This window comes from Bacillus sp. KICET-1 (assembly GCF_027721405.1).
Taxonomy (GTDB): Bacteria; Bacillota; Bacilli; order Bacillales; family Bacillaceae; genus Bacillus; species Bacillus velezensis.
This window is the reverse complement of record NZ_CP113515.1, coordinates 2,045,159-2,057,682: the sequence shown is the minus strand read 5'-3', so window position 1 is coordinate 2,057,682 and position 12,524 is coordinate 2,045,159. Positions and strand designations below refer to the sequence as shown.

Below are 12,524 nucleotides of genomic sequence, written 5' to 3'. Positions count from 1 at the left end.
AATATTACCTCCCAGTATGTAATTCATATTTAGAAAACATTTTATTTTTCTTGTATAGAAAATAAAATGACTTTTCTCAAGATTCTATCAAAATTGTAAACCAATCCGGGCTTGATTAACAAGAGGCTAACGACATGAAAATCACCAGCCTCCCGTTTGATCAGGCTCTTTCATCAATCGGAACAAAAGTCTGCTTATCCGGACCCGTGTAATCAGCGCGCGGGCGGATGAGGCGGTTGTTATCGTACTGTTCAAGAATATGGGCGATCCATCCTGACATTCTGCTGACCGCAAAGATCGGCGTGAACAGATCGTGATCAATGCCGAGACTGTGGTATACAGATGCGGAATAGAAATCAACGTTAGGCGGGAGTTTTTTCTCCGACGTTACGATTTCTTCGACACGGATTGACATCTCGTACCATTTGCTTTCACCCGTCAGATTCGTCAGGCGTTTGCTCATTTCTTTTAAGTGTTTGGCGCGCGGGTCTCCATGCTTATACACACGGTGTCCGAACCCCATTACTTTTTCCTTTTTCTCCATTTTGCTGCGGATATAAGGCTCGGCGTTTTCCACTTCGCCGATTTCTGTCAGCATTTTCATGACGGCTTCATTGGCTCCGCCGTGAAGCGGTCCTTTTAAAGCGCCGATGGCGGCAGTGATGCCTGAGTAAATATCAGATAAGGTGGCGACACATACTCTCGCCGTAAATGTTGATGCATTCAGCTCGTGATCCGCATGAAGAATGAGCGCTTTGTTAAACGCTTCCACTTCGATCGGAGAAGGCTCTTCACCGTTTAAGGTGTAAAGGAAGTTCTCCGCGATTCCATACTCTTCCTTCGGTTCAACAGGATCAAGTCCTTTGCGGATTCTTGAGAAAGCGGCGACAATGCCCGGCACTTTCGCCTGCAGACGGATGGCTTTTCTGTAGTTCGCTTCCGGATTCATGACATCGGCTTCACTGTCAGTCAGACCGAGTAATGAAATCGCCGTCCGGAGCGCAGCCATTGGATGTACGTTATTGAGGGGATAGGATTTGAAGTGCTCAATGATTTCTTGTGGAACGGCAGCTTCTTTCGCAAGCTGTTTTTTCAGTTCAGCAAGTTCCGTTTTATTCGGCAGGCGCAGATGCCACAGCAAATAAATGATTTCTTCAAAACTTGCATTCTCTGTCAAGTCGTCAATATCGTACCCTACATATGTAAGGGTATCGTCGATAATAGAGCTTACAGATGATGTTGTTGCTACAACCCCTTCAAGACCGCGTGTTGCTGTCATATTCAACCTCTCCTTTTCAATCAAAATTCCCCTTTAAAGAGTATATAAAACATACGGCTTACTTAAAATGAGTCATGCAAACAATCCCTTTCCCCTTTAAGAAAATGCTTACATTTCAATGGTTGCGATTACATAACCAGTACGCTTATAGAGGAACATAACAAATTCTTATAAGCTTATTTAAGTTTAAGCCTATTCTTATTATAAACAATAATCTGATTAATTTGTAGACTTTTAACTAAAAATGTTTTAAAAGCCTTATATATCAAGGCTTTTCGTTGATAAATTTAATCGTTTGCTTTCAGGCGCTTTGTAAAACCATGTATTCTCATGTTTTCATTTGGGGGAGTTTTGGAGGAGACTTTAAAAGGACAGGCGCGACAACTTCACCGCAAGTTTAACCCCCTTCTTTACCGGAGAAGGGGGTTAATTTGTTTACTCGACTGAATCAATGTTCGGATCAGCTTCAGAAATCCATGTCTTGGTTTTAGTTGGCTCAAATTTTCTTATATATATCTTTGTTGTTACTTCGTATTTCGCTTTTGTGTATATAACGATCCTTTTGTATTTTTATGCGGACTTCAAACGAATATCACCCTTGTAACATAACCTGTTACCATGCTTGTAATGCAGCAGCCGCAGCCCCGCCTAAAAAGAGAAAAATCGAAAATGCATGACAAAAAAAGATGCAGCCCTAAAAAGGCCACATCTTTTAAATCATGTTTGCAGTCGCGCAGCTAGTTGTATTACCTCATTATCAGTTTTGGCTGCATTATGATGAAGATGAGTCGTGTTTCCTACAAAAGCAATTACACCGAACGTAATAGCGAAAGCAGAGACAGAGAAACAAATTGCTTTTTTAATATTCATACAAACAATCCCCCCGCTGTATTTGAAGTTGAGACTCCACCATCTTATCATAAAAAATTGTAGCCATTTCAAAGTCCTTCATTCCTTTGAAAAAGTTTGCTGTTAAAAGTGTCAACTCTTCGACATACGAATACATATGAATATTTTCAAGCTTACTTAAAATTTCTACAAGGCTGTCTTTGTTAATCGGTTCAGCAAATAAAACATATAAAAACTCTGTTAATAAGCAAAACAAATTGTCGTCATATTTTACTGCTGTTTTTAAACCTTCTTTTAAAGCTTGGCCTGCCGCGGCTGTTTTCTTTTGCTTAAATAATACTATGGAAAGTGAATAATATGAATGGGGCAGAGTTCTCAATTTCATTTCTTCACCAATCACAATTGCTTGTCTCAAATACGCTTCGGCCTTTTCTTCTTGTCCCATGTAGTGATAACTTTCACCCAAATTATAAAGAGCAGAGGAAATCAACCTTTTATGACCAAATTCTTGCGAAAGCTTCAAGGCTTCCTCAAGATGCTGTAATCCTTTTTCGTAATGTTTAAAATCAAGATAATTACCCACAATTACAAATAAACTTTGAATTTTTCGGACGGTATAAAGCGGGTTTCGATCATAAATTTCTAACGCTTTTAGAATATGATGCATGGATACGTGCGTTTGTTTCATATTATAATAAGCCTCTGCCAACTTAAAATGAAACTCAGCTTGTTCTATTTCATCAGAGACATGATGAATTTCCATCTCTGCTTTACGATAAAAATTAATTGCTTCTACATACTGCTTCTGATCAAATTCGTACATTCCGCGAAAAAAATGTGAGTAATATTTTAAGAGGCCGGTAAGTGTTTTTTGTGGTTTCTCAATCTTCTCAAGTAGTTCTGTGGTGGTTGGCCTATCAGTCCTATACTTTATTTCTGGGTTTAAATAATCTAGCATAAGTTGATGACGAAAAGTCATGAGAGAGTAATAAATAAGTAAATATTCGTCTTCTTCCATTTCTTTTATTTCGTGTTCCACTTCGGCTTTTAAAATTTCCGCGTCTGGCACACTAAATTGACGAATCATCTTGTACCACTCGTTAATTTTAACGCCTACATGTGAAGACGGTAATACCTGGTCCATGCATTCATTCCCCTCCTCCTCTTTTGATTTATTTTCCACTAATTTCTTATTTTCTGTAAACGAAAAAATACCGCAATTTTCCTAATTAACCGAAAATAACAAAAAATGATAGCGATTTTGGAAATAGAACATCCATGATAATAAAGCACTTGTATACACCCCTTGCGGGTGCTGAACTTACGATTTTCGTCAATTGTATTTATGCTATAAAGAGAAACTAGAAGTCTATTTTTTGCCTTAAAAAGGAGTACAGAAATTATCTTCTGTACTCCTTTAAAATCTAAATAAGAAATCAATCTTGAGATAAATAAATCCAATTTATATCGTCAAATTCTTTGATAACATAATCTGATCCTATACTACGTAAAATTCTATTAAAGAAAATGATGTCATCTTCATCATCGTAATTATATAAATCCTTTTGAACATATTCTTTAATAATAAAATTCGTTAAATTTGTATGATTAACAAATTCAGAAAAGTAAGATCTTATAAAAATTGAATTATCTTCATTTAATTTTTCATCATTAACAATTGAAATCTTAAAAACATTTAAAATCGCATTAATATCTTCTTCGTCCATATAACATAATGGTTCTAATTTTTTGTCTTCTTCTGTAAATGGCTTTCGAGTATCTTCAATTATTACGTAAGATAAAATGTTACCATCTTTCAGCACACGAAAAACTTCTAAATCACGTAATTTTAAAGCTCTATTAAGTGATAGCATTCTTTCCCCCTAATCAAATATTAAAACCCAAATACTAACCTTAGATTCTTTAGTAATCTACCTCCTGTTACACCTATTTAAAGCTGCTATTGTTATCACATATGCAGGGTTCAATAATATATCAATCCAACTATATTTAGAAATTTTTTTCGTTCTTTATCTAATTTTCCCTATTTCTTTAACGCTGATTTTCATCTTTGTCTTTGGCCCATGAATGCCGCCAGCAGTCACGCCGTACATGGACTGGAATCGTTTGACTGCATTTGCTGTTTTCGGGCCGTAAATATCCTCATCAAACCGTTCATCAATTGAAACTGACTCATTTACTGATGTAAGTGAATTTAAATAAATTGCAGAAAAACCCTCCTCATCTCGAGAAGGGCTCTGACTTCTACTTCTTTTTCTCTAAATCAGTCCGAAGAAACTAACTGATGCCGCTCAACTTTTCAATCGAAGGGCTTCATCGGGTTCTCCGACTATTTGCCCCTATGCTTTTCTTTTGCTTTTTGTTTTCTGATTAAATATTTTTGTTCCTTTATTTTTTCTCTTTGTTTTCTATTCAGTTGTTTTTTCTTTTCTTTTCTTGCTTCAAGCTCCTGTTTTATCGCTTTTTGTGCCTTAGTTGATATCCCGATATTTTTCATCTCTTTAGAAGCTTGTCGTTGCAATCTTTTTGGGTTTAATTTCTTAGATTTTGCTTTAACACAAACCCCTTCTTGTTCAGTGTGGGAGAGAGTCGGTAAAAGTTGATTATTAACAAAATGCATTATTTCTGAATCCTTTGGCTCTTGTCCAAACAAATGACGAATTGCTCTTAATTTCCCATCATTCACAACTTCAATGACTCCTACCCAAAACTGACCATCGTAGTAAACCGTTAATTTCATAACGATTCCCTCCTCCTAAATTTACTGAAGAATGATGGACATCCCGAGGAGGGGAAGGTTACTGACATTTTAAATCATGCATCCGGACTACCAACCGAATTGTGTTTTTTCATTCTCATTATAAATTTAACAAACTTTCAAATTGGAGGAAAGGGTCTCCGCTTATTTTAACAACACTTCAAGTTTTGTTTTGGTATCAGGCCCATAAATTCCATCAGCTTTTAATCCATTCATCAATTGGAATTACTGCAATCGCTGTATTCATGCCGTATGCACCGTCGATTCCGAAGTTCATGGTAAGCCACTCCATTCATCGGAATAATGCAAATGGCATTTGTCTGAACTGCAAAATGCGCAAGTGCAAACTCTAATTTTCTCCACAAAAAAAAGCAGCTATACGCCGCTTTTTTACTTTACGAAGTGAATATTTTAACGATTTGCATGGCCAAGTAGGCGATTCCGGCGCCGATTAACGGGCCGACGGCGACGCCTCCGAAAAGCGCGACGGCAAGTATCGTGCCGATGACCAGCGCCGTTGTAATATGAGGGTCGTTTTCCAATAAGGTGAGACCGTTTTTGGCGATTAAGGCAACCGCGATCCCGGCACCGAGAGCGATCCACGCATAATATGATTTCATCGCTTCTGCGAGCTGTTTAAAACCGATATCACCTGTGGCAATCGGCACTAAAACGGCGATTGTAATGACGGTGACCCCCCAGTTGATGCCTTTTGACTGAATAACCGGAAATAGTTTCTGATCAAGACCGACAGCTTTTATCACAATGAGAAAGCCGACGGCAAAAAGCAATGACTGATTTTTGGCTACCAATGCGATGGCCAGCAATAATAGTAAAAATAAATTCGCCTGTGTAAACATCCTGAAAGCACCTTCTTTCATCATATCTGTATTCATATCCTTTTTTTTGACGAATAAACTAATGTAATAGGACGTGCCGACCGAGAGGAGGATCGATGTGAATCCGCACTATGCAACTGTTTTTTTCCGCGCGCTGTTTGTACTCGCTGCGGCCGGCGGCGCTTTAGCGGCCGGTTACGCCTCATTTCCGTTAACTTATCCGTTTCTGATCGCCCTTATTCTGTCATCAGCGATCATTCCCGTAGTTGACTGGCTGGACAAACTGACGGGGATGCCCCGGTCAGTCAATACAGTCATTGTACTGGTCTTCTTTTTGCTTATTCTTCTTGGCGCGGCGACATTTCTCGTTGCGGAAATCATTTCGGGAACCGCCTATCTGGCCAAAACGCTCCCTCCTCATATCAGCGCCTTTATGACGTATTGCGAAGAGCTGTTCACTTCCCGCATTCAGCCATTGTACCACGAGCTGACCGTCTTATTTAACGGACTGGAAACCAATCAGCAGGCATCCATTGTGACGCATATTCAGACCCTCGGTGATACAGCCGCTAAAAATGCGGGGCTGATGCTTTCACATCTTTTGGAGCTGGTGCCGAAATGGATTGCCTTCCTTCCCAATACAGCTGCCGTCTTCATTTTTGCAATGCTGGCGACTTTTTTTATGACAAAGGACTGGCATAAGCTGAAGGCGCTGCTTTATTCCATTCTTCCGGAACGGGTTTCGGCAAACGCCAAGGCCGTATCGGGAGAGCTGAAAAAAGCGATGGCAGGTTTCATTAAGGCGCAGGCCGTGCTCATCCTTTTCACGATGATCATTGTCTTTATCGGACTTTTTCTTTTAGGGATTGAGCATGCGGCAACCATCGCCTTTTTTATCGGCCTGGTTGATCTGCTCCCGTATCTCGGCGCCGGGTCGGTCTTTGTTCCCTGGATTATGTATTTGGCCATTGCCGGTCAGCTTCCTCAAGCGATCGGTCTCGGTATTTTATATATTGTGGTTCTCATTCAGCGCCAGCTGACGGAGCCGAAAATTTTAAGCAAGTCAATCGGACTTGATCCGCTTGCGACCTTAATCGCCCTGTTTGCCGGCTTTAAACTGTTCGGAATTTTAGGACTGGCTGCGGGGCCCGCCCTGCTCGTTTTCATTCAGGCCTTTATCACAACGGGCGCTTTAAAAGAAATATGGGCCTATATTACTGTTCAGTCCAAATAAAAACAGCAGCCCTGTAAGAAGGCTGCCGTTTTTATTTGATAATGATCCGCTTGTTTTTTGACATTCCTCTCAGCCATTTGAACAAAAGCGGCTTCATGCGGTTCCGAGTGAACGGAATCAGAAGACAGGCCCCTGCAATATCGGACAGAAAACCCGGAAGCATCAAAAGCAGGCCTCCGAAAAAGACGCATATTCCGTCAAGAAGCGCTTCCCCCGGCATTTTGCCGTGCTGCAGGTCGCGCATCACCCGATGATACACATCGGTTCCCTGTCTTTTTGCCACCAAGGCGCCTAACACGCCTGTCAAAATGATGAGAAGGAAGGTCGGAAAAATACCGAGCCATTTTCCCGCCAGCAGAAACAAGCCGATTTCAATTGCCGGACACACGATAAACAGTAAGAATAACACTCTCATTTTTCTGCCCTCCCGCCCTTCTAAAAGCGTGTCACCGCCCGCATGGGAATAGGAAAATCAGCCTAAAGACAAAAGAGAAGGGAGAACCCCCCTCTCTTTTTTAAAGCTGTTTAAAGAACGCTTGCGCGGCCTTCATACACAGCGCCGCGGGCAGCGTCAACTGTGATAACCTGTCCTTCTGTTAAAACTGAAGTTGCGTTCTCCAGACCGACGATAACCGGAATGCCCAAGCTTAAACCGACAACGGCTGCATGGCTTGTCAGACCGCCTTCTTCAGTGATGAGCGCTGATGCTTTTTCAAGTGAAGCGATCATGTCGCGGTCAGTGCTTGAAGCAACCAATACTGCGCCGTCTGTCATTTTTTGTTCAGCTTCTTTCGCATTTTTTGCAACAACGACCGGACCGAATGCAGATTTGCGTCCGATGCCTTGCCCTTTCGCGATAATGCTGCCGACAGTGTGGACTTTCATCAGATTCGTCGTGCCTGATTCACCGACAGAACCTGCTGTAATGACAATTAGATCACCGCGTTTCACGATGCCGCTGTCAAGTGATTTTTGAACCGCGTCTTCAAGCATTTCATCGGTTGAATTCGCGTTTTGGCCGCTTGCCGGGAATACACCGAATACAAGGCCGAGTTTGCGTGATACAGACTCATTAACCGTAACGGCTACAATCGGAGCCTGCGGACGGTATTTCGCGATCATACGCGCCGTATGGCCGCTTTCTGTAGGGGTAACGATAGCTGCCGCACTCAGATTGATCGCCGTGTGCGCAACTGATTGGCCGATCGCATCGGTAATCGTCATGCCGACCTGATCTCTGCGTTTAGACAGAATTTCTTTGTAGTTCAGAGATTCTTCCGTACGTGTGGCGATGTTAAACATTGTTTGAACCGCCTCGACAGGATATTGTCCCGCAGCCGTCTCACCGGAAAGCATGATAGCGTCTGTGCCGTCGAAAATGGCGTTGGCAACGTCACTTGCTTCAGCGCGTGTCGGACGAGGGTTGCGCTGCATGCTGTCAAGCATTTGTGTCGCAGTAATAACCGGTTTGCCGAGCGCGTTGCATTTTTTGATCATTTCTTTTTGCACGAGCGGCACTTCTTCAGCCGGAATCTCTACGCCGAGGTCTCCGCGCGCTACCATTAAACCGTCAGATACTTCCAGAATCGCATCCAGATTGTCTACGCCTTCCTGGTTCTCAATTTTAGGGATGATTTGAATGTCAGACGCGTTATGCTCTTCAAGCAGTTCGCGGATTTCCAGGACATCCGTAGAACGGCGTACAAATGACGCAGCGATGAAATCAACGCCTTGCTCGATACCGAATACGATGTCTTTGGCGTCTTTTTCAGTAATTCCGGGAAGGTTGACGCTGACGCCGGGAACGTTTACGCCTTTTTTATTTTTCAGCGTGCCGCTGTTTAAGATTTTTGTTTTGATTTCGTGTTTTTCCGGATTTGATTCCAGCACTTCCAATCCGATTAAACCGTCATCCAACAGGATGATAGACCCTGCTGACACGTCGTCTGCCAGGCCTTCATAAGAAACTGAGAATTTTTCAAGCGTTCCCAGCACCTGTTTCGTAGAAACGATAATTTCATTTCCCGCCTGAAGCTCAAGCGCGCCGTTTTCCATATCGTGCGTGCGGATTTCCGGACCTTTCGTATCGAGGAGAATCCCCACGTTTTTGCCGAGCTTTTTGCTTGCTTCTCTGATGTTTTTGATTCTTGCGCCGTGCTCTTCGAAATCACCGTGTGAAAAATTCAGACGAGCAACGTTCATACCCGCTTCCATCAATTTTGTCAGCATTTCTACACTTTCACTGGCCGGACCGATTGTACAAACGATTTTTGTTTTTTTCAACTCGTTCACTTCCTTCTGAAATCTTCAGCTTCTTCCGCCTTAAATAGACAGTTCTTTTGAAAGCTGATACATGTTTGGTTCAACAGTATGTTTTGATTCTAAAATTTCTATAATATCATGGTCTACAAGCTTGTTGTTTTGTATACCTACGCAGCGTCCGCCTTTTCCTTTAAGCAGAAGCTCAACCGCGTAAGCGCCGAGGCGGCTTGCAAGAACCCGGTCAGAAGCGCTTGGAGATCCGCCGCGCTGGATGTGCCCTAAAACGGATACCCGTGTTTCAAGGTTCGTTTCTTCTTCGATGCGTTTTCCGAATTCAACCCCGCTGCCTACCCCTTCTGCAACGATGATGATACTGTGTTTTTTGCCGCGGTCGTGCCCTCTCTTCAAACGGCCGATAATTTCCTGCATATCGTAGTCCGCTTCAGGAATTAAAATTGATTCCGCTCCGCCTGCAAGACCTGCCCATAAAGCAATGTCGCCCGCATGGCGCCCCATCACTTCAATAACGTATGTACGCTCATGAGACGTAGCGGTGTCACGGATTTTATCAATCGCATCAATTACGGTGTTTAACGCCGTATCAAATCCGATCGTAAAATCAGTTCCCGGGATGTCATTATCTATCGTACCCGGTACACCTACACACGGAAACCCGTGTTCCGTTAATTTTTTCGCACCCATGTATGAACCGTCTCCGCCGATGACGACAAGACCTTCAATGCCGAGTTTCTTTAAATTTTCGATTCCTTTTTCACGGCCTTCAACTGTTTTGAATTCAGGACATCTGGCCGTGTACAGCTTTGTTCCGCCGCGGTGGATGATGTCACCGACCGAACCCAGCTCCAGTTTCTCTATTTTTCCGCTGATTAATCCTGAATAACCGTTATAAATTCCGTACACTTCGACGTCGTGGTAGATAGCTTTCCGCACAACCGCGCGCACCGCAGCGTTCATACCCGGGGAATCCCCGCCGCTCGTTAAAACTCCTATACGCTTCATTTCCTATTCACCTCAGCAACATATATATGTTAAACATATCATGATCATTGCCCTAAAACAATGAAAAGGGACGCCTGAGCTCCCATGAAACCTTACCTATTATACAATTAAATAAATTGTTTTTAAATAAAATTTAAGGAATATCACAAAAATCACAAAAAATAAACGTGAGCCATAGGCTTCACGTCTATTCAGTTTACCCCGATATATTGATCTTCAACCGAAACTTTCCCGATTGCTTTATATTTTTCATAGCGCTGTGAGATCAATTCTTCGGCGTTCATTTGAAGAAGAGATTTTAACGTTTCTTTAAGAATACCGTCAATGTAGCCCGCCTGCTGCTTGATATCATGGTGAGCTCCGCCCTTCACTTCTTTAATCATATCATCAATAATTCCTAATTCTAATAAATCGGGCGCAGTAATCTTCATGGTTTCGGCCGCTTTTTTCGCAAGGCTGGAGTCTTTCCACAAAATGGACGCGGCTCCTTCAGGAGAAATAACGGAATACGTCGAGTTCTCAAGCATCAGCATGCGGTTGCCCACACCTAATGCAAGCGCGCCTCCGCTGCCGCCTTCCCCGATGACGATACAAACGACAGGCACTGTCAGGCCGGCCATCTCGAACAGGTTCTTGGCGATGGCTTCACTTTGTCCCCGTTCCTCCGCCGCTTTACCCGGGTACGCTCCCTTCGTGTCGATGAAGCAGATAATCGGGCGGTTGAACTTATCCGCCTGCTTCATGAGACGAAGCGCTTTGCGGTAGCCCTCAGGGTGAGGCATTCCGAAATTGCGGACGAGGTTTTCTTTCGTGTCTTTTCCGCGCTGATGACCGATGACGGTGACCGGCATGCCGTGATATTTGGCGACTCCGCCGACAATCGCAGCATCGTCTCCGTATGTTCTGTCTCCGTGGCACTCAAAAAAGTCGGTAAACAGGTATTGAATGTAATCAAGCGTCGTCGGCCGGTCGGGAAGGCGTGCGATCTGCACTCTGTCCCACGGCTTCAGGTTTTTATAAATCTCATCCTGGAGCTTGCTTAGCCGGTCTTCAAGCCTTGCGATTTCAGCGCTTAAATCCATCTCCGAATCCTGGGTGAATTTTTTCAGTTCGGCGATTTTCGTCTGCAGTTCAATCACTGGTTTTTCAAATTCTAATCTTGCAGCCACTCATGCTCACCTCCTGTTTGGTGCATGTCCAGCAGAAATGCGAGTTTGTCTTTCATGTCGTTTCGGTGAATCACCGCATCAAGCTGGCCGTGCTTTAATAAAAATTCCGCCGTCTGGAAATCTTCCGGCAGTTTTTCCCCGATCGTCTGTTCAATAATACGTCTTCCGGCAAATCCGATCAAGGCGCCCGGTTCAGCGAAATTATAATCACCGAGAGACGCGAAACTGGCTGATACACCGCCTGTCGTCGGATGGGTCATGACAGAAATAATCAGTCCCTGCTCCTCACTGAACAGTTTTAATGCAGAGCTTGTCTTGGCCATTTGCATAAGGCTTAAGACCCCCTCCTGCATACGTGCGCCGCCGGAAGCGGTAAAGATGATAAACGGGACTTTTTCCTCTTTTGCTTTTTCAATTGCAAGCGTGATTTTTTCGCCGACAACCGAACCCATGCTGCCCATTCGGAATGTTGAATCCATGATCGCGATCACGGCCGGGAATCCGCTGATGGTTCCTTTTCCGGTAACCACCGCTTCATTCAGCGATGTTTTCTCACGGTCTTTTTCGATTTTTTCTAAGTATCCCGGGAAACCGAGCGGGTTTTCAGATATCATTCCCTGGTTGAATTCTTCGAATGAATCTTCATCCAGGAGGCTTTCAATGCGCTGCTTTGCATTCATCGGGAAATGGTGCCCGCAGTTCATGCAGACGCGCAGGTTTTTATCTAACTCTTTTGTGAGCATGATTTTTTTACATTTGGGGCACTTTGTCATAATGCCTTCCGGAACATCATGTTTTGCCTGCTCAGACGGCACGGAAGCATATTTTTTCTTTTTTGTGAATATATCCTTTAACAAATGATTACCTCCCTTTTGTGAAGGGTTCTCTTCACTGCATGTCTTCCGATTAGATAGACTTAATAATAACTTTACCGAAACTATTGTACTTTTTTTGTCAAACGGTGTCATCCTCCATTCGACATTTTTTGCTGCAAAACAGACGGAAACGGACGGATTTCATACCGTGAAAAGCGTTGTTCAGCCTTATCTGTCAGCGTTTTCAAAAGAAATAAGGATTCTGCTGAAATTTTTTT

General features: G+C 43.1%; 13 protein-coding genes and 1 pseudogene. 1 reads left to right on the top strand and 13 read right to left on the bottom strand.

What is annotated here, in order from left to right; genetic code table 11:
• Positions 1-160: 160 nt before the first annotated feature.
• The 8 genes and pseudogenes from citZ to OVA33_RS10585 all read right to left on the bottom strand — a co-directional run bounded on the left by citZ (position 161) and on the right by OVA33_RS10585 (position 5,767).
• On the bottom strand, positions 161-1,279 hold the full coding sequence (gene citZ / locus OVA33_RS10620; protein WP_003152453.1) for a citrate synthase: 1,119 nt from the start codon (positions 1,277-1,279) through the stop codon (positions 161-163).
• Positions 1,280-1,996: 717 nt separating this feature from the next.
• Entirely contained in the window at positions 1,997-2,149 is a 153-nt protein-coding gene (locus tag OVA33_RS10615; protein WP_017418344.1) for a hypothetical protein, read from the bottom strand.
• Positions 2,139-3,272 carry a Rap family tetratricopeptide repeat protein gene (locus OVA33_RS10610; RefSeq protein ID WP_014418617.1) on the bottom strand — a complete coding sequence of 378 codons (1,134 nt, stop codon included), beginning with the start codon at positions 3,270-3,272 and terminating at the stop codon, positions 2,139-2,141. Before OVA33_RS10610 ends, OVA33_RS10615 begins: the two co-directional genes overlap by 11 nt.
• Positions 3,273-3,564: 292 nt before the next feature.
• Positions 3,565-4,002: a hypothetical protein gene (locus tag OVA33_RS10605; RefSeq protein ID WP_014418618.1), complete on the bottom strand. Its 438-nt coding sequence runs from the start codon at positions 4,000-4,002 to the stop codon at positions 3,565-3,567.
• Positions 4,003-4,158: 156 nt separating this feature from the next.
• Entirely contained in the window at positions 4,159-4,353 is a 195-nt protein-coding gene (locus OVA33_RS10600) for a peptidoglycan-binding domain-containing protein (protein ID WP_079891446.1), read from the bottom strand.
• Positions 4,354-4,478: 125 nt separating this feature from the next.
• The gene (locus OVA33_RS10595) at positions 4,479-4,889 is read right to left on the bottom strand and encodes a YjdF family protein (protein WP_017418345.1); all 411 of its coding nucleotides are present in this window, start codon (positions 4,887-4,889) and stop codon (positions 4,479-4,481) included.
• A gap of 162 nt (positions 4,890-5,051) precedes the next feature.
• Positions 5,052-5,181 (bottom strand): annotated as a pseudogene (locus tag OVA33_RS10590) (peptidoglycan-binding domain-containing protein); the annotation flags it as partial.
• Positions 5,182-5,302: 121 nt separating this feature from the next.
• On the bottom strand, positions 5,303-5,767 hold the full coding sequence (locus tag OVA33_RS10585) for a DUF441 domain-containing protein (RefSeq protein WP_025649717.1): 465 nt from the start codon (positions 5,765-5,767) through the stop codon (positions 5,303-5,305).
• 97 nt (positions 5,768-5,864) lie between these two features.
• Between OVA33_RS10585 and ytvI the strand changes: the two genes are divergently transcribed.
• Positions 5,865-6,980: a sporulation integral membrane protein YtvI gene (ytvI, locus tag OVA33_RS10580; RefSeq protein WP_021494434.1), complete on the top strand. Its 1,116-nt coding sequence runs from the start codon at positions 5,865-5,867 to the stop codon at positions 6,978-6,980.
• 31 nt (positions 6,981-7,011) lie between these two features.
• Here ytvI and OVA33_RS10575 read toward each other — a convergent pair whose 3' ends face one another.
• From OVA33_RS10575 to accD, 5 genes are all read right to left on the bottom strand, one after another.
• Entirely contained in the window at positions 7,012-7,395 is a 384-nt protein-coding gene (locus tag OVA33_RS10575; protein ID WP_012118168.1) for an FxsA family protein, read from the bottom strand.
• 110 nt (positions 7,396-7,505) lie between these two features.
• The gene (pyk, locus tag OVA33_RS10570; RefSeq protein ID WP_031379141.1) at positions 7,506-9,263 is read right to left on the bottom strand and encodes a pyruvate kinase; all 1,758 of its coding nucleotides are present in this window, start codon (positions 9,261-9,263) and stop codon (positions 7,506-7,508) included.
• Positions 9,264-9,302: 39 nt separating this feature from the next.
• Entirely contained in the window at positions 9,303-10,262 is a 960-nt protein-coding gene (gene pfkA, locus OVA33_RS10565; RefSeq protein WP_007408068.1) for a 6-phosphofructokinase, read from the bottom strand.
• A gap of 191 nt (positions 10,263-10,453) precedes the next feature.
• Entirely contained in the window at positions 10,454-11,431 is a 978-nt protein-coding gene (accA, locus tag OVA33_RS10560) for an acetyl-CoA carboxylase carboxyl transferase subunit alpha (protein WP_014418621.1), read from the bottom strand.
• A complete protein-coding gene (accD, locus tag OVA33_RS10555; RefSeq protein ID WP_071181928.1) occupies positions 11,416-12,288 on the bottom strand; it encodes an acetyl-CoA carboxylase, carboxyltransferase subunit beta in 873 nt (290 codons plus the stop codon). The genes accA and accD overlap by 16 nt, the downstream gene beginning before the upstream one ends.
• Positions 12,289-12,524 lie beyond the last annotated feature (236 nt).

Coding starts and splice junctions, on each gene's coding strand:
- citZ (WP_003152453.1), bottom strand. CDS start 1,279: ATGACAGCAACACGCGGTCTTGAAGGGGTTGTAGCAACAACATCATCT.
- OVA33_RS10615 (WP_017418344.1), bottom strand. CDS start 2,149: ATGAATATTAAAAAAGCAATTTGTTTCTCTGTCTCTGCTTTCGCTATT.
- OVA33_RS10610 (WP_014418617.1), bottom strand. CDS start 3,272: ATGGACCAGGTATTACCGTCTTCACATGTAGGCGTTAAAATTAACGAG.
- OVA33_RS10605 (WP_014418618.1), bottom strand. CDS start 4,002: ATGCTATCACTTAATAGAGCTTTAAAATTACGTGATTTAGAAGTTTTT.
- OVA33_RS10595 (WP_017418345.1), bottom strand. CDS start 4,889: ATGAAATTAACGGTTTACTACGATGGTCAGTTTTGGGTAGGAGTCATT.
- OVA33_RS10585 (WP_025649717.1), bottom strand. CDS start 5,767: ATGTTTACACAGGCGAATTTATTTTTACTATTATTGCTGGCCATCGCA.
- OVA33_RS10575 (WP_012118168.1), bottom strand. CDS start 7,395: ATGAGAGTGTTATTCTTACTGTTTATCGTGTGTCCGGCAATTGAAATC.
- pfkA (WP_007408068.1), bottom strand. CDS start 10,262: ATGAAGCGTATAGGAGTTTTAACGAGCGGCGGGGATTCCCCGGGTATG.